A 20058-nucleotide genomic window follows, 5' to 3' on the forward strand; every position below is an offset into this window, starting at 1 on the left:
TCCGATCTCGCCCCTTGCCTGCCGGGCCGCCAGCTCGCGCGCCACTTTCACCGCGCGCCGGTCCACCCCGAGCTGGGTGGCGAGGTCGTAGTCGCTGCCCACCTGCACCTGGAACGCGAACCGCGAGGCGAGTGCGTCGGACAGGATCGCCCCGTGCACCCCCGGGTTGTGCCCGGCCACCACGAAGAACCCGGGCTCGGCTTTCACGATCTCGCCGCCATGGGCTTTGATCACGATCTCGCGGCGGCCGTCCATGGCCGGGTACACCACCGACAACACGGTCGGCGGGATGAGGGTCGCGTCATCGATGAACAGCACCCGGCCCTCACGCATCGCCCGGACCAGCGGCCCGTGCACGAAAACAAAAGTGCCGTCCGGGTTCTGGGTGTACTCGCCCACCAAATCGGCGACCGTGGTGTCCCCGTCACCCTGCACGGTCAGCAGGTCACCGTAGGCGGCCTCGATGAGCGAGGTCTTCCCGGTACCGGGCGGCCCGTACAGCAGCACCGGCACCTCGGCCGCACGCATGGTCTGCAACACATCCACATCGGCGCGCCCGGCCAACTTCCGCACGTGGTAGTCCTGCCCGTTCGGCCGCGCCACCGTGTTGCCCGTGCGGGCCGGGGCCGCCGGGGCGGCAGGCGCGGCCGGGGTGGTGTTCTTCTTGGTCCGGCGGCGGGCCGGTTTCGCCGCCTTGCTGGCGGCCGGGGCGGCAGGCGCGGCCGGGGCCGGGGTGGTGGCGGCCGGGGCGGCGGCGGTGGCGGTGGTGGCGGTGGCGCGGTAGCGGCGGGGGGAGGCCGAGGTCCGTTCGGCGTGCCCGGCGGCGGTCAGCGCCTCGAGGGCGTTGCCGACCGCGCCGGAGGACCGGTGGAGCCCGTTGGCGATTTCGCGGGGGGACTGTTCGCGGGCCGGGTCGGCGGCCAGCGCACCGGCGACCATGCGCCGCAATTCCCCGTTCGGCAGGCGACCGGCGGCGGGTGCAGCGGTGGCGGGTGTGGTGGTCATTGCAACTCCTGAAAATCGGAACCGAATTCGTGCGCCGTTTCCGGCACAAGTGCGGCGGGGCCGCCATTCGGATTTCTGCGAATTTCCCGGCGAATTCCGGGAACCGGGTCGACGCTAGCTCGACCGACAACAACCTCACAACCCCCATTTCGCCGAAATTCCCCGAATTCGCCGCGAGTCCGCCTCGCGCGACAAGGCAAGGCAGAAATGAAATGCGCGTGACCCCGCCGAATTCACCTCGGCCAGGCACGGCCAGCCAGAGCGTGAAGTCAATTCAAAAGAAATAGAAAAGAGGAGAAAGAGGGGGACGGAACGAGGGGTAGATAATGAAGCCGGAGCGAATGCCGAGCGAGACCATCAGCCAGGATAACCGGCGGCGACGCATGTCTATATGGCTTTGTATATAGACAATCCTGGATGACACCCGCCTGTGGATGTGCCCGCCTAGCTGCGGGTATGCCTGGGTGCGGTGGGGCCTTTTGAGCGCCCCACGGATGGCCCTACACGTTTCCCCACAGAAAACCCCACGGATTGACCGCGCCGAGATCACCGGCCGCCATTCGAGGGGAAAGAATGGGAACTACACACGCTCCTCGAAACGATTCGAGCCCCGCAGATGCATTCCTCGAAGACTGAGCAATTCACATATCGTCTGCCCGTGAATATCACAGCCCGAATAAAAATTTACCCGGCAACAGAATGCATCGAATCCGATACCGCTGACGGTTCCGCAATATTTCACACCGGGCGTGGTCAGGGGCCGGGCCGAGGAGTATTGCGGTCTTCTCCTCGGCGGAGGTAGTCGAGGAGTTGGCGTGTTTCTCGGCTCGGGGTTTCGCCGATCTCGCCGAGCTTGCGGGTCAGGAGAGTGTAGGTGCGGGCGAGGGCGGCGTATTCGCCCAGGCGTGCGTGCTGGCGCAGGATGTCACGCCAGAGCGCTTCGTTGTAGGGGTCGGTTTGCGCGGTGGTCTCGAGGAGTTCGAGAGTGGCGCGGGGGTCGTGGTCGGCGTCGTGAGTGGCCAGCCACTGCAGGGCGTTGTGGGTGTCGCGGCGTGCCGATTCGCGCACCGGTTCGGTCCAGGAGTCGGTGAGATCAACTGCCAGGTCCGTGGTGGCGATCGCGGCGATCGCCCGGCACGCGGCGGTCCGCTCGCTGTCGTTGCTGGCGCGACGACGCGCGACGACGGCGGTGTTGAACTCCCAATAGTCGACACTCACCGCGGTCACCGACAAGCGGTAGTGCGCACGGTCATCGGCGAGGAGTTCGGTGATCTGGCCGCCAGTGGCCGCACCGAGAGAGGTGCGCAGTCGGCTCAGGGTGTTGGTGAGCACGCCTGATGCCCGCTCGATCGGGCGCTCGCCCCACAGCAGCTCGGTCAGCTGGCCTCGCGACAGCCCGTCGGGGTGCAGGGCGAGCACGGCCACCAGTTCGCGGATCCGGGGCTGCAACTGCGAGGTGATCTCCACGCTCTCACCGGTTTCGGGCTCACGCCAGAAAATCCGGGTCGGGCCGAATACCCGCAACGTCAGGGCAGGCCCGGCGGGCTCCGGCGTCGGCAGCGGTGTGGTGACGGCGATGTCGGTCTCGGGGTGGAGGCTGGGCTCGGGCGCCGCGGCGAGGTCGTCCTCACCCGGTTGGCCGGCATCCTCGGCCCCGTCGACGAGCACAGGCTCACAGGCCGGTGGCGGCGCGACGGGTTCTGCGGCTTGCACGACCACGGGCTCCGGTGTGCGAGGGCGTGGCGTAGGCCCAGGCGTGGGGTCGATGCTGTAGATCCTCGGCCCGCCCTCGTCACGGCGTCTCGGGCGGTCCTGGCGGGCAGCGCGGGGTGTGGAGGGCTGGGAGAGGCGTTCGTGGCGGCCGTCGGCGCGGAGCTGGATTTCCACGGCGGTGGTGATGTGGCGGGCGGGCTGGGTCAGGTGCCGTCGTGCGCGGCGGCCCGTCAGCAGTGCCTGGGCTCCGGCGCGGGTGGCGGGCAGGGTGCCCACTACCGGGAACTTGATCGCGGCGACGTAGGCGCGGCTGCCGCCGATGACCACGATGCCCCGGGGGCGTCTGCGGCGGGTGAGGTCGAGGATGCGCTGTGCGGCGGGCTCGGGGTCGATGTGCTCGGCGCGCACGACGAACAGGGCGGCGTCGGCGGCGGCGATGACCGGATGTGCGGGCGAGTCCGGCTCGGGGACACCGCAATCGGCGAACACGGTCGCGCCGAGGGCTCGCCAGCCCGCGTGTGGATCGGTGAGCAGTTCGGCGGCCGGGAGGGCTCGCGTGGGGTCGTGGTGGGGTGGGGCGGCCAGAAGTGCCTCGCCTCCGGGTAGGTGCTGAACATGCTGGGCGAGCAGGTTCGGGGTGATGGGCTGGCCGGGGGTGGTCCGGCGGGCCAGGCTCGCCAGCCCGAGGTGGGGGTCCGCGCCGACCATGTCGGCGAGCTGACCGCCTGCGGAGTCGGCTTCCACGATCAGGGCGGCTTCCGGGCCCGGCCAGGCGTGGGCGAGTGCAACGGTGGTCGTGGTGGTACCGGCGCGGGGACTCAGTCCGGCGACGGCGATCATAAACGGCGCCTGCGAGCCTGTCCGCATCCCGATTCCTATCCCTGCTTCTGGAAGTTGGAGATCAGCAACGCGCTACCGGTATCGGCGGGGCGGGTGTTGATCAGCTGGAGGTAGTCGATCCGCTCGAGGTCCGGACGCACTTCGGCGATATGGACGTTCGCTGTGCTCGGGGTGATCGGGGTGATCGCCACGCAGTGCCGGGTGCCCGGCGGGATGGTCGCGATTCCCGCAGCGAGGCCCTCGGCGGTGATACCGGTCTCGGGCGCAACCAACAACATCGCCTTCGAAGCGTCGCGGTCGATGTAGTAGGCCGCCTCGAAAGAAGCGATCAACCCCTCCAGGGTGGCGGGGTCCCCGGCGCGGTCGGTCACCACAGTGCCCGAGAGCCCGGCACACGGGCCCTGGGCTGTGGCGGTCGAGCTGGGTGGCGCGGCGGTGGCCCGCACCTGCTGGCCGGTGCCGCTGGTGTCATCGGCGGCGACCACCACGACACCGACCAGGATGGCGATGGTGGCCCCCAGTGCGGCCCAGGCCCCGCCCGGCATCCGGTATCGGATACTGACCCGCCATCGGGAGGGTGTGTCGGTGACGGACGTGTGGGGAGGCTCGGGGAACTGGAAGATCCAGTCGTCCTCGGGCGAGGGCGACTGGTCGGGATCGTCGACGTCGGGGCCGGTGCTGTGACCGGGGACGACCTGAAGGTCCGGCCGAGTCTGCGGCAGGTCGACCCATGCTTCGGCGTCGTCGTCATCGGACGGGTTGTTGTGGGGGTACCTCGCCATTCATCTCGCCTCGGATCGGGTTGTCTCCGGGCCTGCCCGCATCCCGAGGGGGAAGGTGGGGGAGTCGCGGGATGCGGGCAGGTTCCCCCGGAGGGGTCAGGGGTGACTCACGCGCCCGGCCTCACCTCGGCGTCGGCCGCCGCCGAGGTGGGCGGGGACACAGGGCCGTTGGCGATGTCCTCGGTGAGCCGGGCCAGGACATCGGAGAGGGCCCAGTGCGCGGTGCTGCGGTGATCGCCGTCGTACTCGCGCCAGTCGACCTTCGTGCCGCGCTGCCGGTAGGCGATCAGCGCCCGTCGACCGGCGCGCACGGGCACGATCAGGTCGAGTTCACCGTGGTAGAGGTGCAGCGGCACATCGGATTTGACGTGCGCGAGGGTCTCGAGGGCGAGCACCCTTCTCCACCAGTGGTCGTTCCATGGGTCGGGCTCGCGGCACCAGTGTGCGAGGGGTTGCGGGAAGCGTTGCAGCAGTTCGACAACCGTGAGGTGGCGGGCCTCGGCGGCGGCGACGAGACCGTCCTCGTTCAACACGTGACGCAACGGGAGCTGCTCGTAGGCACGGGCCAAGCCGATCAGCCCAGCGAACGCCAGACCCGCCCCCGCGCCCCGGCCTATCACCGGGGCCAGGATTGCGAGGTCGGAGGCGACCGCTCCGGCGGCGACACCGCGCAGGTCGACCTCGGGGGCGTACCAGGGCTGCAGCTCCCCCGCGACTGCCGCGATCCTGCCTCCGTCGGCGTATCCCCAGGCGACCACAGGGGCGACCGGTAGATCCAGATCCGAGGCTCGGTAGATCGCGCGAGCCAGATCGAGCACCGGTTTGGCACCGGCGGCGCGAGCGGCGAGAAAGGTGTGCGGGCCGGTCCCGGCTCCGAGTCCCTGCCCGTCGGGGATGGCGACGACCCAGCCGCGAGCCAGCGCCGCTTCGATGCCGACGATGTCGTACTCCGCCCCGGTGGCGAGGAGTTGCGAAGGCGCGCACTGCCCGCCCAGACCGCGAAAGGGTGGGCAGTAGAGCAGGATTGCGCCGGTGCCCGGTTCGGGGACAGTTTCGGGGATGAGCACGATCGCCGAGGCCGCGATCGGCTGGGAACGGGAATCGGTGGAGACGTAGACGATCTGCCACGCCCCTGCCGCTCCAGTCAGCTGCGGCGCGAACACCGGGCGTGTGCGCACGATGTCTCCGGCTCGCGCGCCTTCGCGCAGGATGGGTGTCTGGTAGAAGTCGCTGATGGTCATGGTTGGCTCCCGGCGAGGTCGTGGGCCAGGGCGGTCAGCCACGCGATGCCGCTGGCGAGTTGACCGGCGGCGGCGTATCCGGTGTGGCGGCCGTTGATGTCGGCGTAGCCAAGCCACACAGCCGGATTGGTCAGATCGGCGTTGTCGGCCATCAGCTGCCCCCACGCGCCCGAGAGTTGCCCGGCCAGTTTCGGCAACTGCCCGACCGGGTCGGCGGCCACGATCGCGGTGATCTGCCCCCACCGCGCCGACGCCGCAGCGGTCTCCTCCGGGCCGGGTGGCGGAGTGCGGGGGTCGGAGGCATCGATGAGGCGCTCGGCCAGACTCGCCGCGGGCGCGTAATCGACGAACCCGGCCCCGACCTGAAAGTCGTTGTTGACCACCGTGGTCCACGCCTCACCCAACGCTCCCGACAGCAGGGCCTGGATCGAACCGAGCGCGGCCAACGGGTCACGCAGATCGGCCTGGGCCGCGAGCTGGGCGGCCATCCGCAACAGGGCGGCGCGTTCGGGGGCCGCACAACTCAAATCACCCTCGACGCAGACGTCGGCCACTCGGCCGGTCAACGCCCCGTAGTCGACACCGGAGCTGGTGGCGATCCCGCTGCCGGAGGCCGGGGCGGTGGTGATCGCGACCCCCGACACCGCCGCCCCGGACGTGCCTGGGGCGGGGTCGGGGGTGAGTTGGCCGGGGCGGCCGGGGATCACCGGTGAGCCCGGGGCGCGGTCGGGATCGGAGTAGAGGGCGATACCCGCCACCTGCTCGGGCGGGACGGGTCCCTCGCCCGCACCGACCGCGCGTGCGAACTCCGAGACCACCTGCGCGCCCTGCGAGAACCCGACCACCGCCAGCGCCGTGGCCGGGCAGTCGGCGGCGACCCTCTCCGCGGTCGCGGACAGCGCGACCAGGCCCTCGCCGACCGAGGACGTGTACGGGGCGGTGCCGCCGCCGGTGCCTACCGCGCCTCCGAAGGCTGCCGGATAGGGAATGTAGGTGCGTTGCACCAGATTCGGCACCGCCGCGACTACCGGGCCGAGTATCGCGCCCAGCATTCCGGTGTCGGCGGTCTCGGACGCGCCTGGGGAGGACTCGCCGGTGCCCTGCACCCCGAGGACCCACAACACCGGGCAGTCCGGCCCGGCCGGTGGTTGCGCCGACCCCGTGCCGGGCGCGCAGAGCGCGCTCGTGCAGGCGGTCAGGACAGCGGCGGTCAAGACGTGGATGCGGATTCCGGTCACGGCTGACCCACCCCCACCCCGGCACCGAATCCAGCGCCCACGGTGCCACCGGCGAGCGCGCCGACCACGGCGGCCGGGACACCGGCGACCAGCGCGCCCGCGACGGCACCGGCCGCCGCACCGAGCGCGGTTCCGGCGACACCGGAGGTGATCGTGCCGATGACCGGCACCGCCACCACCGTGCCGATCGCGGCACCCGCGATACCGCCGATCGTGCCCCCGGCCAGCCCGCCCACCACGGCACCGGCTGCCGCTGCCGGGGCACCCGCGAGCGCGCCTCCGATCGCGCCACCGGCACCGGCCCCGGCGATCGTGGAACCGGCCACCCGGTCCGAACGCCCGGCCGGGATCCCGACCGAGTCCAGGAACGTCGCCGCTTGGGCCTCGGCGTCGGCGGCGACGTCGTTGATGGTGTCGCGGACCTCCGGCGGGACCCAGTCCGGCGAGGGTGTCTGCCATTGGCCGATCCGGATCGTGTTGGGGGGTGGCTCGATTGGGGCGACCGGAGCCACCGGTTCTGGTGAGTGCAGCTCGATCACCTGTATCGAGGGGGCGGGCGCGGGTGGGGGTGCAGGGCGGGGGGCCGGGCCGTTGCGGACCTCGGGTGGCTGCACCGCATACACAGGGGGCTCGGGCGGCGGTAGGTCCGGTGGTGCTGGCGGGGTGGGTGCGGCGGTTCCGGGTTGGGCAGGGGCGGTGACCCCGGGCTGGTCGGCGATCGGATCCAGCGTCACCGCACCGGCTTCGGGCGTGGTGATCATCATCACCATCGGTAGGACACCGGTAGCCAACATGCGGCCACCCCACAGCAGCCTCCCGCCGCACACCTGGCGGGGGTGGCGGGTGTCTGGGCCGCAACCTCGCCTCGAAAGTGGGGCGGTCCGGGATAGTTTCCCGTTTTCGGGCATGACAAATAACCCTTCGATCGAAGGAGAAAAGGTGGGAGAGAAAGAGTCGGGATTGCGCGCGAGTATGCGCGAGAAATGCTGGGGTCCCCGGCTGCCCGACCTCAGCCGGGGACCCGTGACCGTATTCCTCAGTTCGGAGGAATGGCGTGACCGGTCAGATGAAGGGTAGGACCAGGCCCAGTCCCTGCGAGACGATCGTCAGCACGTTCGAGACCAGTGAGGCCCCTGCATCGAGTAGGAACAGAATGTTGTAGATATCCACGGGTTTACCTTTCGGAGCAGGTGCGATTGCTCCACCATCACAGCCCCGAAAACCGCTGCCGCGCTACCCCTTCGAGAGGTAAGGATTGTGCTACCACTTTTCTTACCCCTCCGAATCAGTGCGGTGGCCTGCGCCTATGCGCGGAAGAGGTAAAGAAAGTGCTAGACGAGAAAGTCTCCGGGTGCGTGTCCCCTCCGGCGGGCGAGCGCAGCGAATACTCCGCGCCGCTACCCGGATGCCTTCGGCTATTCGTCGGCCAGCCCACGGAAAACGCTGTTTGCCGGGATGATCTCTCTCTGGTAAGAACGAATCAGCTAGGGGGAGTGAACCTTTCACCGTACCTCACGGGGAAGGGAATACGGAATACCGTAGTAGGAGGGGCTTTGGATGAACCCGACGACGAACCCGGCCCGCCGTCCACGACGACGCCGCCAGGACCGCACCGGGCCGGAGATACCCGAGCTGGGCGGCTGGGCACGCCGGATCCGCGAGAGCCGCAAGCTTTCTCGCCAGCGCGCCGCCGCCCACCTCCACATCAGCATGGACCTGCTCAAGAAGATCGAGCGCGGCGACGCCCGGGCCTCGCCGACCGTTCTGGACAACCTCGTCGCCACCTACGACCTCGATCGCGCGCAGGAACGCTACACCCGCGACCTCGCCCGCCCGCCGATCCCACTCTCACCGCTCGAGGAGCTGCGCGCCCGCACCATCACCCCCGATCGTCGGGCGAAACTGGCTCGCCTGGACGACCGCGACATCGCCGCCGCCTACATCGATCCCCTGTGGAACCTCGTGCTCGCAAACCAGCGCTTCCGCGCGGCCCTGCCCGGCGTCGAGCAATACCGCGACAACATCTGCTTGTGGTTCTTCCACCCCGGCTCCACCGCCCCGACCGCCGAACACCTCGTCATCCGCCACCACAGCGCCGCCGCCTACCTCGTCGCGACCCTGCGCGGTGCGCTCGGGCGCCACCGCGAGACCCCGCACGCCCTGACCCTCTTCCAGGACCTGCGCGGTTCAGCCCTGTTCAGCCAGGTGTGGGACACCAGCATCGCCCTCGCCTACGGCCGCCGCCCCGACGACCCCGTCCACCTGCGTGACTCCACCACCGGTGAGCTGTATTCCACGCGCATCCACCTCGGCGACGCCCCAGGCTCACCCGACGCCCGATTCTGCCTGTGCTACCGACAGCCCTACACCGGGCCTGAATTGCCCTGACCGACCGCAACGCCGCCCGCCGGGCCGCCTCAAATTCGCAACCCGTACCACTGAAAAGGAGTCCTCGATGACAAGCAGTCCTCCCAAAAACGCCCGCCACGGCGACGTCGAACCGGCAGCTCGTCGTTCGCATGGTGGGGAGATCGCGCACGCGCTACCTCCGCACAGACGGGACGGGTGAGATGCAGGAAGCTCCGATCCTGGACGGGCTGCCCGACTTCCACGACACGCTGGAATTCCTGCGCCTGCGCGATCGCCGCTCGCGCGCGGACGTCGCCAGATCCGCCCGCATCAGCACGTCCCACCTGGACAAGATCGTCGGGAATCGAACCACCCCCGGCCCCAACAGCTTCGACAAACTGACACACGCCTTCGACCTCGACCTCGCCCAGCGACAACACCTGCACGAACTGTGGCAACCCTCCCGGGGCCTGCCACACGCCGAGGAGCTACGCCAGCGCCTCACCAGCCGGGGCGTCCAAACCTACCTCGACGACCTCGACGCCCGCGATGTCCTCGCCGTCTACTTCGATCCCTTCCGGACCGTGCTGCACGGCAACCGGATCTTCCACCGCACGGTGCCCGGCCTCGCCGAGGCCGACAACAACTACAGTTTGTGGATGTTCTCCCCCGCCGCCCGCGACAACATCGACAACTGGGAGAGCGAAATCCGCCACACTGTCGCCATCCTGCGCGGCACGCTCGGGCGATACCGCGACCACCCCCGAGCACAATCGCTGTTCCGGAAACTGCGAGCCACCCCCGAATTCCCCCGCTTCTGGGACTCCACCCCCATGCAGGTCGCCTACGAGTGCCACCGCCTGGCCCCGATCAACCTGCACGCACCCTGGACCAACCAACCCCGCTCGCTGAGCCTCGGGATCGGCGAATACGGCGAATCCCCAGACGTTCTCATCGCCTACGGCGTCTTCGACACCCGCGCAATCGCCTGCTGAGAACACCACCCCCGCGAACACAACCAAGACCGGGCAGTCGCGGTGAGACCTGTGAGTTACGTATCCGAACGGTCTCACCGCGCTACAGCCTCGGCGCGCGCTGGTTTATGAACTGGTGTCGGTCACCGTGCTTCCGCAGTGTGGCGCGCGAATTCTGGGCGCGTTCAGAGCAACTCGAGTGATCGGGTCGGGGTCTCCCACCCGGGCAGCCCGAAGTGCTCACCGCGTTGGAACAGCTCCACACTCGCGGCGGTGTAGGGCACGGTGTCGGCGGGTAGCTGGTCGAGGGGGAACCATTCCAGTGCGGAGCACTTGTCGGGCTCGCGGTTTGCGGGTTCGCCGTCCCACCGGTCAGCGGTGAAGACGAATCCGATCCGGCTGTGTCCTTCGGGTGCCCTGTAGTGGATCGAGGAGATAAGGCGTACCTCGTCGCGGTCGAGCTGTAGCCCGATCTCTTCGCGGGTTTCGCGAATGATCGCGTCCACAACATCTTCCCCGTCTTCGAGCTTGCCGCTCGGCAGGTTCCACTGACCGTCCGCGTAGCCGGTGTTGTGGCGCTGAGCGAGTAGGACCCGATTGTCGCGGGCGAGCAGCAGCAGAACGTCAACGACAGTCGTATACGGCACGGGCAGCAGGCTACCCAGCACCAATGGGATACGTCTCGGCAACTCGCCCAGCGATCCATTCGACACGTGCGGCGGTCTCGAGGTTCAAAGGGATGTCATGGACGGGTACGGCAAGCGCCCGGTACAGCTCGTGCAGTGTCGTCGCGGCCGTGTCCTGCATTCCGTCGACCTTGCGACGGAACGCGTCGCTGGGTTGGTCGTAGCGGTCGTGGGTGAACAGAACCATGTCGTAGGTGTGCGCCCACGCGCGGCAAAACGTCTCCATCGCGTCGAGTACGTCGGCGGTGTGGGGGTCGGTGCCGTCGAGCAGCATCCGCGCATAGGCGAGCACGTTGATGATGGTCTTGTCCGCGATGAGTAGTCGATGGTTTCGCGCCAGCCTGACTTGTGCGCGGAGTTGGGCGGCGAACACGTCGATTTCGGCGGGCAGGTCGAACTCGCCGTTTCCGCGTAGGACGACATCCTCCATGTACGGGCTGGACCGAGCGGGTTCGGGCATCGCTACGGCGTTGATGCCTGCGCGGCGGTAGTGCGCGGTGAGGGCGTGCACGAGTGTGGATTTCCCGGAAGCGTGGGTGCCGTCGATAGCGATTACGTTGCAGTCGCGGATCATTCGGTGTCTTTCAGCAGGGCGGCGAACGTCGGGTGTGTGGGCCAGGCGAATGCGTCTTCGAGTCCGGCGGCGAGCATGCGGTTCACGTTCATCGGTGCCGACCAGCGGCCAGCTCCGGTCGCCAGTTGTGCGACGAGAGCGGTGGAGAGGCTGTGGCGCAGGTTGAGCACGCTCACGCGCTCACGCGCTTCGGTCGATTGGTTCTCGATCCACTGGCGGTGCAGGGCGGTCATGGATGTACCGCGCAGTTCGGGCTGTGTGACGTCTAGTCCGACTTCGGTGGCTACGTCGACCAGGCGCCGCGAGTGGCCTTCGAGTACGTGGTCGGTGTCGTATCGGGTGTCGATGATCTGACGTTCGGCGATGGATTCTTCACGGCGAGCCAGCCAGGCGCCGCGAGCGTTGGAGACCGCGGGAAGGTCCGTGTCGGATGCTCGCTCGAGGACTGCGAGGTCTGAGGTGAATTGGTGCCCGGTCACCCGATCGGCGGCGATGAAGGCGGCCTTGACCGCAGCATTGGCCGAGGCCAGCAGGGCTGGCATTTCGGCGTGGTCTTCTACGTAGACGCTGGTGTAGGTCCACGGCAGCCCGGCCAGTTCGACCGGGCCGTCGTGGTTGGTGGGGACCGCGAGATAGACCACGGAGTAGCAGAACGGGCGGTTACCGCGCCGCACTCGGTAGTTCTTGGTCCACTCCACGTCGATAGATGCCCACAGCTCCGTTCCGGCTGGCCGTGTCGGGGCAGATCCGGCAGGGCCGGGAATGGTGCTGGTGACGATCAACGCGCTATTCCTCCTTGGTGAGCTGATCCCATGCCGCTTCGGTCACGATGTCGTCCAGGTCCAGCATCTTGGCCCAGTCGTAGCGGCCGGTATGGCGTGCCGCGATCAGCGCCACACACAGCGCCTCGGTAATGGTGGCCCTGGTGGAGGGTTCCCCGATGTGGTGGCTGTGCAGTCTGGCGATCATGCAGGCTTCATCGAGGTCGAGCGCGGACGGGACAGGGTCGTGGGCGGTGTCGACCATTCTGGCTACCGCCCGGCCCTTGCGGGTGCGATCGGCCCACAGTTCCCCGACGCTGTCGATCCCGGGGACGTGTCGCCCGCCCTCGGCGTGCTTGGCGAGCCCTTCGAGATCTCCGGCGAGGTCGTGCCCGCCGAGGTATTTGGCTTCTCGTCGGCAGGCCACCAGGCGCGCGTCGACTTCGCGGGCGAGGACTTCGGCTGGTTCGTCGCGATCGAGGGTCATCACTTCGTACCCGAACCTGAGCACCTGCCCGTGAGTGCCGTTGAGCGCCAGCGTGCGGGTGCTGTCGCATGCCAGATAGGCCATCCCCGCGCTGAGCAGTCGGCCGTCCCCGGCTGTCGTCAGCGTGAGGGCCGCCAGCATCGGGCGGGACTTGCCGAAGGGGCGTTGAGACGCACCGAACGGGGTCGTCGGCCACGCCAGGTTGGTTGTCTGTCTCATGGTGCCACCGAGGCGACGGCGGGCATTCCGAGTACGGTTGCGGCTTGGGTGGCCGGTGGTGCGTCGGTGTGGCGGGGTGCGGACAGGATGGAGGTGCCGAGGTATTTCGCGACGTGGTTGGCCTTGAACCGGTACCGCTTCCAGATTTCGGTGACGGGTTCGTGCAGGACGTTGCCGAGCGGTTCGAACAGGTCTTTCGCGTCGTAGACCGGCCAGGCGTTCGCGTTGCCGTTGGGCTCGATGCAGATCATGTGACCTTCGGTCTCGGGACGCCACGTCGTCAGGCGCAGCGCGGGCCGCCACCCGAATGTCGCTGCCAGACTGTTGAGTTCGTTGAACTTCGCGGTCGCCTCGTCATTGGTGATGAACTCGTGCTCATCCAAGTCGAGCGCGTTCCCTTTGCGCAACGGCATGATCAGTTTGACCTTGCCCGCTTCGATCACGTCGGCGATCTGGCACAGGAACGGCAGTCCGTGCAGGTCGCTGCGCAGCACCACACACGACAGCGACAACGGCAACCCGTGTTCGCGGAAGACCTGGATGCCTGCCATCACCTTGTCGTAGTCGCCACGCACGCGGCGCGTAATCGCCCGTGGCCCTTCCAACCCGACATTGACGTACCCGATCTTGCCGACCATCCGCCCCGCGTGCTGGAACGCGCGGGTCGCGTTGGTCGGGATACCGAGCACGAACCCGGCTTCGGAATACATATCCACGATGTCGCCGAAGTCTCGGCGCATGAGCGGTTCACCACCGGAGAGAAACACCCGGCCGACTCCGGCAAGGTTGTCGCGCATCGTCTCGAGCTGTTCCAGCGAGGGATCGGGCATTTGCAGAATCTCGCTACAGAAGTTGCAGTCGAAGTCGCAACGCTTGGTGACCTGGAGGATGGTCGACAGTGGCGCGGTGATCTGCTCGGCGACCTGCCCAGCGGTTTGCCCTCCAGTGAGCTGGAAGTGATGTCCCGCAGTCCATTCCACCCCGTTGATAAGTTGATTTCCCATCTCATTCCCCTTTCGTGATTCGTATCACTCTGCATTCGATTGTCAGCCGCTCGGCCGATGTCGTCAACGCGAAATATGTTGCTGCACAATATGTTTCGATCACTTGCACGGCGAAAGCGACAAAGGCTCGTCGCTGCCCTTCACCGCAAGGTTGTCCCATTCGCCGGTCTTGTAGTGGGTGGCGAGGTGGTCGAGAGTGCCCAGGTGTGAATGGGTCAACGAGGCCACGGCATCCCAGTTGCTTGGAAAGAGGAGTCCGGCCCCCAAGGGACACGGGTTGCAGCGGCCGGACTCCTCTCCCATCTCCCGCGCGCCCCCGAGCGTTGCGCCTACCTTCGACGCGCGGGAAGTCTGACGGATTCAATACGTCGTAGGCGGGCGGGCTGCCGGTATGTGGGCGGTGAGGCGCTGATAGACGGCGCAGCCCTCATCGGTCAGCTCATAGACCGGCTCCGGGCGTTCGGCACCTGTTGGTCGGCGCATCTCGGTGCGGACGTGGCCCTTGGTGACCAGCCATTGCAGAGTCAGGGTGATCGGGCCGATATGGTGCCCGCCCGCCAGCTCGCGCGCCGAGCACGCGCGCCCCGCTTGGGCCAGTGCGATCAGCGCGGTGGCTTGGGCGCGGCTGAAGTCGTCCCGACTCCATTGCAGATGTGCTGTATCACTGCGCATTTCGTGTTCGCGGCGATTCTGTTGGCTGGTGGGGTTGGTCACAGTTGCTACCTCTCGAGGTACAGGCGTTCGTTCGGCAGTCGCGGGAACTCGTGCTTGTCGAGGTCGACGGTCACCGCGTCGACGTAGTGGCGGGCCTGGTGCTCCTGGACGAAGATCAACGCGGCGGTCAGGCACGCCACGAAATCCATCCGCTGCCCGTGCAGGAACACACCCAGGTGCACATCGGGTTCGGTGGGCGACGGCGACCCGTCCGGGGTCGGCGCGGTGGTGCTCACAGCGCGGGCTGGCGGGTCGGGGCCAGGCAGGCGTGCACCGCATACAGCACCGCGCGCCCGGAGGGCCGGAATACCGAGTGCGCGGCGGTGATCCACACCCGATGCTCCGAACCTTGATCGGCCGGTGACGGTAATGCGACGTGATCGCCGTTGCCCAAGACGGTGATTCGGCGAGCATGGAACAACGCCGCCTCGGCAGCGATCATCGTGGCCGGAATGTCCGAGCGCACAAGGAAAGTCCACGTGTGGGAGCGAGGGTGGGTCACGATCGGGCCACCACCTTGCTTGTTGCGCTCGATGTGGACCTTCACCATCTGCCCCAACTCCGCAGGCATCGCGACTGCCCACACCATGCCAGCGGCGAAACTGATGCGGCCGGTGTCTGGTTGAAGCACAGCGGGCAGATGGCACACGCTGCGGTAGTAGGCCACCCGCGAACGTGGCGTATCAGCCACTACTCGCGCGGACGGCCCGGTAGGCGGCGGGGTGTTCATGACCGCCCCCGTGCCGGTGTCGTGCCGGATGATCCCCATGGTCGAACGTTTGGGGGCCTCGACATCCGTCAGTATGTCGGCTGATCGGTTTGTGCCATCACCCGATGACCGGTCACGCCTCGCCGGGGATGGTTGCGGGTTCAGCTCGTCGGAATGTCTCATGCGCGGGTCTCCCTGGTGACGCTTCCAACAACGAGGGGCATCCGGCGGCTTTGCCACGGATTCCCCGAAAACGGTTCTGGTTCAAAATCGTGGCCCGCCAACAGCATCGGCAGGAACCGCACAGAGGTGGGGTACCGTAGGCATACCGTAGGTATTTCCCAGGTCAGGCACTGGAAAGTAGGGGGCGGCAATGATACGAGGACGGGAATGGACCGGCTTCGAAGCCGCTGCGCTGCAAGAGGCAATGCGTAAGTCCATCCGACAGTTCGCCGCACTGCTGGGTGTCGAGACGACCACGGTCAACAATTGGCGCTCGGGCCTGAGCACGGTCACACCCCGCCCTGTGACACAAGCGATCCTGGACACGACCTATGCGCAACGTGCAACCTCGGAAGACCGGGCACGATTCGAGCAAATCGTGGCGGAAGGCGAAGCTGCGTGGAGGAGCCGACACACAGTGTCTGCGCGCCAAGCCCCAGCCATGGCCGCGCACGCCGATGACGCCCTGACAGATGACCGTTTCAACCGTGACCGATTCGGGGACCCTTTCACGGAGTCAGCTGGTCAAGGGTCGCCGGGCGTCGACACACTGTTGGTCGACGTAGATGACTTTCCCGCCCTGGTTGCCGACATCGAGACCGCTTTCTGGGCGGCGGGCAATGTCACCGGCGCCGGGCTGTTGCGCCCAATCCCCGCTCTCATCGCCGCAAGCAGGGCAGTCACGCGACTCAATATGGCCGGCGAGTACACCACCCTCGCGCTGATGCTTGCGCCATTGATCACCGATCTGTACCGACACACACGCGAAGGCCGCCCCGCCGAACAGCGCGCCGCATGGGACACGTTGGCGCAAGTAGCTTTCGACACCTCCGTTGTGATGCGCGCCCGCGGACATCTCGCGGTGGCATGGTCAGCCGCTCGGGCAGCCGAGGAAGCTGCTCGCACCATCGACAGTCGACCGGGGATCGCCGCGGCAACGTTCGTCGGCAGCCAAGTGCTGCTGGCTCGACCCGGCTCGATGAAAGCCGCCTTGGATTGCGCGGAAAGCACTGCGGCCTTGGTCGGCTCGCAGGCGAGGACCGCCAACGATGTCCAAACGGTCGGGATGCTGCACCTGCAGGCATCGTTGGCGACTGCGGCCGTCGGCGGCGATCCACACGATCACCTTGATCACGCCGCTGAGTACGCCGCACGGCTAAACCGCCCCATCGAGACCGACAGCTCATCAATCATCGGAAACACCACGTTCGGCTCGTCGAACGTGGCGCTGTGGAAAATGTCGGTGGCCATGGAGGCGCGTGAGCCGGACGCCGTGCTCGCCCTCGCGCAGAAGCTGAAACCTCAGATGTTGCCGACCCCGGGCCGGGCAGCGCAGTACTGGGTCGAGGTGGGGCGGGCAGCCGCATCGCGTCGTGACTACGGGACCTCGATCGACGCGCTGCTGCGAGCTGAAAGCATTGCGCCAGAACACGTCCGGAACATGGATACGGTGCAAGAGGTGGTCGGCCAGATGATGCGCAAAGCCAAGCGCGGCGTCACGGCTGATGATCTGGGCAAGTTTGCTCAGCGTGTAGGTGTAGTGGTGGTCTAGCTCGGGACAGATCCTGAGCAGACTGCCATGATGGGCTCATGACTGAGCGCACTCGGGTGCTGTATGCGATCGTGACCGGTGCGCCACCGGCTGACACGGTCGGTGAGCTGGTGGAGCTAGCGCAGGCTGACGGCTGGGACGTGTGTGTCGTCGCCTCGCCTAACGGTGCCCGGTTCATCGATGCCCGGGCGTTGGCGGCGCAGACCGGATACCCGGTCCGCTCGGAATTCAAAGAACCAGGAACCGCCGACCTGCTGCCCCCAGCCGACGCAATCATCGCGGCACCGTTGACCTCGAGCTCGTTGGCGAAATGGGCCACCGGTATAGGTGACACACTGCCGTTAGCGCTGCTGGTAGAGGCAGTCGGCGCTGGGCTGCCCGTGGTGGCGATCCCGCACTCGAAGCAGGAGCAGATGAACTTCCCGGCCGTACGTGAGGCACGCGCCCGCCTCGCGGAGTGGGGCGTGCGGTTTGTGCGAATCAGTGACGATGCCGACACCGGCCCGCTGCCGTGGACGGCAGCACTGAAAGCCCTCAGTTCGGACTGACAACACGTCGGTGACCGGCCCAGCTTGACCGGACTCCATCTGGCACGCATCCGGATCGCCACCTAGCCCACCTCCTCCGGACTCTGATCTGCGCGGTGCGGAACAGGGCACCCTCTGAAAGAATCGGTGAACATGGCTGAGACACAGGCGGGACTCGTTGTTTGGGATGTTGACGGCACACTGATCCCCGCGGACTTGCGTTGGCTACGGCGAGCTGTGGCTCGCACGTATCACATCGAGGAGTCTTCGGTCGTTTTCCCTGCTTCGCGGGTGCACGGCTACACCGACGAGTCCATTGTCGTAGATACGGCCATCGCCTCTGGAGTTACCAGCGATGCGGCTGAAGACGGCTTCAGCCGGTACGCCGACGTACTGATGGATGTCATGTCGAACGGTGCGGCGGAACTTGCCCGCGACCAGGCCGCGTATCCGGGTGCTGCTAACACAATCACCGCCTTGGCAGAACATGGATATGTTCAGACCGCACTAACGGGAAACTTGCGGGTTTCGGCTGAGTTCAAACTTACGGTTGCGGGCCTGGACTCACACCTGGACCTGGATATCGGCGCTTTCGGCTCCGATGCGCGGGACCGGTTCGATCTGCCCGCGTTCGTCGCGGACCGGTTTCAAGCAAAGTACGGGCACCCGATCGATCCGGCACGAACCATCATCATCGGCGACGCGCCGAACGATATCGCTACCGCTCGGCACGCTGGATTCGGGGTTGTTGCCGTAGCTCACAGACTGACCCCCGAAGAGTTGTCAGAACATTCGCCGGATGCGATCGTCAACAAGTTGGACCCGGACACGGTGTTGCAAGCGATCCGTTCGGTGCAGGCGATCCGGTCGGCTGTCGGGATCGATCAGTAGCCGGTAATACTGTCGACTCGCTCCCTCAACGCGAGGACCGGCCTTTCATTTCGCCAGGGAGCCATCCTTTCGATGGCTCGTTGTGCACGTTCGATGCCGCGATGATTGCCCATGGTCGCCAGCGCGTCGTAGGTCTCGCCGAGGACTCTGCAACCTTCTTCCAGCTCGCCCGACAGGGAGTAGGCGCTGGCGAGGTCCACGCGGGCGGCGAGGGCGACGTTGGGGCTGTCGTCGACTTCGGGCGTGTTCAACGCTTCGTTGAGCGCGGCAATCGCTCGCTTCGGTTGGCCGAGGAGAAGTTGGCATGTGCCGACGTAGACCTGAATGCGGGTGGTGTTCCAGTCACTGAATAGTCCGGCACGGTCATTCTCATCGATGTCCTCGGCTGCGCGTTGTGCGCGGGTCAGCGCTTCCTCGCATTCGTCTCGCAGTTCCAGCACTGCGTAGGCTTGCGCTTGCTCAGCGCCGATCCGTGCTCGCGCAGCAGGCGGCAGATAGTCAGCGAAGTCCGCGGCCTCCTTGAGTATCCGTAGCCCGATGACGACATCGCCATCCGAGCTGATCAACGTTGCAGCATCGGATCGAAGGTTGCTCTCGAATATTCGCGCGATCCCGCCCATCGTCTTGTCTTGAAGCTGGTCCGCGAGCTTCCGGGCGAATGCGCAATGTGTGAGTGCCATCGGCCGGTCACCGACGGCACTCCATACCCGGCTGGCCACAACGGATGTCGCGCCCAGTAGCGCCCCGGCCTGCTGCTTGATGCGGTCATCGGTTGCAGCGCGGAACAGGGCGGCGACGGCGTCTCGATGAGCTTCTATCGGGCCGATCAGCGCGTCGGGTGCGATGCTTTGACGCTGACCAGCCAATAGGTCGGTAACAGCGGCAAAGCTACCAAGGGACCTCTCCGAAGCCGCTCGCGATCGCATCAGTGATGAAGCCGCGCCGAAATCCAACGCTGCGACGGCCCCCTGATCGCTCTTCACCGGCAAGCAGCTGCTGCTGGGAGGGGCGGGGCGTACGGCCTTCGTCGATGCGGTAGCTTCGCGCGAGGACGCGGGGTGCCAGCTTTTCCACGCGGCCTCGCCTTCCGCAACGATCTGATCGAACCGCGCTCTGTCTTCTGGTGTCGCATGTTGTGCGTAGGTCGTGTCCAGGATCGCTTGCGTCACGGGCCTGGGTTTCACCGCGCTCAGGCCCGAACGCCAATTGTTGACCGTGGTCGTCTCGACACCCAGCAGGGCCGCGAACTCCCGTATCGACTTACGCATCGCCTCCTGAAGCGCGACCGCTTCGAAGCCGGTCCATCTCCGCCCTCGTATCATCGCGCCCCCTACTTTTCAGTTCCTGACCTGGGAAATGCGCACGGTATGCCTAACGGTACCCGACTGCGGCCCAACCCATTCCGATGTTTTTGGGAAGCCTCGATGTGAATCGGAACCCATTGCACGAACTCTTGCTCGACCACGGGCCTCGATGTTGGGCGGCCAGCTCACCGGCCCAGGCGCATATTTAGGCGTTGCCGCCGAGTCGGTGCCGGGGCGGCAACAGTGTCGGTGTCCGATTCGTTCGG

At 66.9% G+C, this 20058-nt stretch carries 20 protein-coding genes; 5 read left to right on the forward strand and 15 right to left on the reverse strand.

Annotated features, from left to right (window positions below):
- The 6 genes from AC3EO7_RS36925 to AC3EO7_RS36950 form a co-directional block, all read right to left on the reverse strand.
- Positions 1 to 1005, reverse strand: a 1005-nt coding sequence (locus AC3EO7_RS36925) for an AAA family ATPase (protein ID WP_435593749.1), incomplete at its 3' end; no start/stop codon positions are given.
- A gap of 753 nt (positions 1006 to 1758) precedes the next feature.
- Positions 1759 to 3558, reverse strand: a complete 1800-nt coding sequence (locus AC3EO7_RS36930) for an AfsR/SARP family transcriptional regulator (protein WP_435593750.1) — start codon at positions 3556 to 3558, stop codon at positions 1759 to 1761.
- Positions 3559 to 3593: 35 nt separating this feature from the next.
- On the reverse strand, positions 3594 to 4340 hold the full coding sequence (locus AC3EO7_RS36935) for a DUF8176 domain-containing protein (protein WP_435593751.1): 747 nt from the start codon (positions 4338 to 4340) through the stop codon (positions 3594 to 3596).
- Between the two features lie 107 nt (positions 4341 to 4447).
- Entirely contained in the window at positions 4448 to 5581 is a 1134-nt protein-coding gene (locus tag AC3EO7_RS36940) for a lipase family protein (protein ID WP_435593752.1), read from the reverse strand.
- A complete protein-coding gene (locus AC3EO7_RS36945; protein ID WP_435593753.1) occupies positions 5578 to 6819 on the reverse strand; it encodes a cutinase family protein in 1242 nt (413 codons plus the stop codon). Before AC3EO7_RS36945 ends, AC3EO7_RS36940 begins: the two co-directional genes overlap by 4 nt.
- Positions 6816 to 7613, reverse strand: a complete 798-nt coding sequence (locus tag AC3EO7_RS36950) for a hypothetical protein (RefSeq protein ID WP_435593754.1) — start codon at positions 7611 to 7613, stop codon at positions 6816 to 6818. The genes AC3EO7_RS36945 and AC3EO7_RS36950 overlap by 4 nt, the downstream gene beginning before the upstream one ends.
- A gap of 763 nt (positions 7614 to 8376) precedes the next feature.
- Between AC3EO7_RS36950 and AC3EO7_RS36955 the strand changes: the two genes are divergently transcribed.
- On the forward strand, positions 8377 to 9207 hold the full coding sequence (locus AC3EO7_RS36955; RefSeq protein WP_435593755.1) for a helix-turn-helix domain-containing protein: 831 nt from the start codon (positions 8377 to 8379) through the stop codon (positions 9205 to 9207).
- A 182-nt stretch (positions 9208 to 9389) separates the two neighbouring features.
- Entirely contained in the window at positions 9390 to 10163 is a 774-nt protein-coding gene (locus AC3EO7_RS36960; RefSeq protein WP_435593756.1) for an MmyB family transcriptional regulator, read from the forward strand.
- A 164-nt stretch (positions 10164 to 10327) separates the two neighbouring features.
- Here the strand turns inward: AC3EO7_RS36960 and AC3EO7_RS36965 are convergent, their stop codons facing one another.
- From AC3EO7_RS36965 to AC3EO7_RS37000, 8 genes are all read right to left on the reverse strand, one after another.
- Positions 10328 to 10789 carry an NUDIX hydrolase gene (locus tag AC3EO7_RS36965; protein ID WP_435593757.1) on the reverse strand — a complete coding sequence of 154 codons (462 nt, stop codon included), beginning with the start codon at positions 10787 to 10789 and terminating at the stop codon, positions 10328 to 10330.
- 10 nt (positions 10790 to 10799) lie between these two features.
- Positions 10800 to 11402, reverse strand: a complete 603-nt coding sequence (locus tag AC3EO7_RS36970) for an AAA family ATPase (protein WP_435593758.1) — start codon at positions 11400 to 11402, stop codon at positions 10800 to 10802.
- Positions 11399 to 12184, reverse strand: coding sequence for a hypothetical protein (locus tag AC3EO7_RS36975; RefSeq protein ID WP_435593759.1), 786 nt, complete (start codon positions 12182 to 12184; stop codon positions 11399 to 11401). The genes AC3EO7_RS36970 and AC3EO7_RS36975 overlap by 4 nt, the downstream gene beginning before the upstream one ends.
- A gap of 4 nt (positions 12185 to 12188) precedes the next feature.
- Positions 12189 to 12869: a hypothetical protein gene (locus AC3EO7_RS36980; protein WP_435593760.1), complete on the reverse strand. Its 681-nt coding sequence runs from the start codon at positions 12867 to 12869 to the stop codon at positions 12189 to 12191.
- Complete coding sequence (locus tag AC3EO7_RS36985) at positions 12866 to 13873, reverse strand: radical SAM protein (RefSeq protein WP_435593761.1); 1008 nt, start codon at positions 13871 to 13873, stop codon at positions 12866 to 12868. Before AC3EO7_RS36985 ends, AC3EO7_RS36980 begins: the two co-directional genes overlap by 4 nt.
- Before the next feature lie 360 nt (positions 13874 to 14233).
- The gene (locus tag AC3EO7_RS36990) at positions 14234 to 14587 is read right to left on the reverse strand and encodes a hypothetical protein (protein ID WP_435593762.1); all 354 of its coding nucleotides are present in this window, start codon (positions 14585 to 14587) and stop codon (positions 14234 to 14236) included.
- A gap of 5 nt (positions 14588 to 14592) precedes the next feature.
- Positions 14593 to 14823 (reverse strand): hypothetical protein, encoded by a 231-nt coding sequence (locus AC3EO7_RS36995; protein WP_435593763.1) that lies wholly within the window; start codon positions 14821 to 14823, stop codon positions 14593 to 14595.
- Positions 14820 to 15356: a DNA-directed RNA polymerase subunit beta gene (locus AC3EO7_RS37000; RefSeq protein ID WP_435593764.1), complete on the reverse strand. Its 537-nt coding sequence runs from the start codon at positions 15354 to 15356 to the stop codon at positions 14820 to 14822. Before AC3EO7_RS37000 ends, AC3EO7_RS36995 begins: the two co-directional genes overlap by 4 nt.
- A gap of 367 nt (positions 15357 to 15723) precedes the next feature.
- Here AC3EO7_RS37000 and AC3EO7_RS37005 point away from each other — a divergent pair, with 367 nt between their 5' ends.
- The 3 genes from AC3EO7_RS37005 to AC3EO7_RS37015 all read left to right on the forward strand — a co-directional run bounded on the left by AC3EO7_RS37005 (position 15724) and on the right by AC3EO7_RS37015 (position 18488).
- Positions 15724 to 17070 carry a hypothetical protein gene (locus tag AC3EO7_RS37005; RefSeq protein WP_435593765.1) on the forward strand — a complete coding sequence of 449 codons (1347 nt, stop codon included), beginning with the start codon at positions 15724 to 15726 and terminating at the stop codon, positions 17068 to 17070.
- Positions 17071 to 17126: 56 nt separating this feature from the next.
- Positions 17127 to 17618 carry a flavoprotein gene (locus AC3EO7_RS37010; RefSeq protein WP_435593766.1) on the forward strand — a complete coding sequence of 164 codons (492 nt, stop codon included), beginning with the start codon at positions 17127 to 17129 and terminating at the stop codon, positions 17616 to 17618.
- 132 nt (positions 17619 to 17750) lie between these two features.
- Positions 17751 to 18488 (forward strand): HAD family hydrolase, encoded by a 738-nt coding sequence (locus AC3EO7_RS37015; protein WP_435593767.1) that lies wholly within the window; start codon positions 17751 to 17753, stop codon positions 18486 to 18488.
- Here AC3EO7_RS37015 and AC3EO7_RS37020 read toward each other — a convergent pair.
- The gene (locus AC3EO7_RS37020; RefSeq protein WP_488186322.1) at positions 18482 to 19810 is read right to left on the reverse strand and encodes an NsdA family TPR-like regulatory protein; all 1329 of its coding nucleotides are present in this window, start codon (positions 19808 to 19810) and stop codon (positions 18482 to 18484) included. The genes AC3EO7_RS37015 and AC3EO7_RS37020 overlap by 7 nt on opposite strands.
- Positions 19811 to 20058 lie beyond the last annotated feature (248 nt).

It is taken from the genome of Nocardia sp. bgisy118, from assembly GCF_057708605.1.

Coding starts and splice junctions, on each gene's coding strand:
- AC3EO7_RS36930 (WP_435593750.1), bottom strand. CDS start 3,558: ATGATCGCCGTCGCCGGACTGAGTCCCCGCGCCGGTACCACCACGACC.
- AC3EO7_RS36970 (WP_435593758.1), bottom strand. CDS start 11,402: ATGATCCGCGACTGCAACGTAATCGCTATCGACGGCACCCACGCTTCC.
- AC3EO7_RS37005 (WP_435593765.1), top strand. CDS start 15,724: ATGCGTAAGTCCATCCGACAGTTCGCCGCACTGCTGGGTGTCGAGACG.
- AC3EO7_RS37000 (WP_435593764.1), bottom strand. CDS start 15,356: ATGGGGATCATCCGGCACGACACCGGCACGGGGGCGGTCATGAACACC.
- AC3EO7_RS36935 (WP_435593751.1), bottom strand. CDS start 4,340: ATGGCGAGGTACCCCCACAACAACCCGTCCGATGACGACGACGCCGAA.
- AC3EO7_RS36980 (WP_435593760.1), bottom strand. CDS start 12,869: ATGAGACAGACAACCAACCTGGCGTGGCCGACGACCCCGTTCGGTGCG.
- AC3EO7_RS36985 (WP_435593761.1), bottom strand. CDS start 13,873: ATGGGAAATCAACTTATCAACGGGGTGGAATGGACTGCGGGACATCAC.
- AC3EO7_RS36960 (WP_435593756.1), top strand. CDS start 9,390: ATGCAGGAAGCTCCGATCCTGGACGGGCTGCCCGACTTCCACGACACG.
- AC3EO7_RS37015 (WP_435593767.1), top strand. CDS start 17,751: ATGGCTGAGACACAGGCGGGACTCGTTGTTTGGGATGTTGACGGCACA.
- AC3EO7_RS36940 (WP_435593752.1), bottom strand. CDS start 5,581: ATGACCATCAGCGACTTCTACCAGACACCCATCCTGCGCGAAGGCGCG.
- AC3EO7_RS36955 (WP_435593755.1), top strand. CDS start 8,377: ATGAACCCGACGACGAACCCGGCCCGCCGTCCACGACGACGCCGCCAG.
- AC3EO7_RS37020 (WP_488186322.1), bottom strand. CDS start 19,810: ATGATACGAGGGCGGAGATGGACCGGCTTCGAAGCGGTCGCGCTTCAG.
- AC3EO7_RS36950 (WP_435593754.1), bottom strand. CDS start 7,613: ATGTTGGCTACCGGTGTCCTACCGATGGTGATGATGATCACCACGCCC.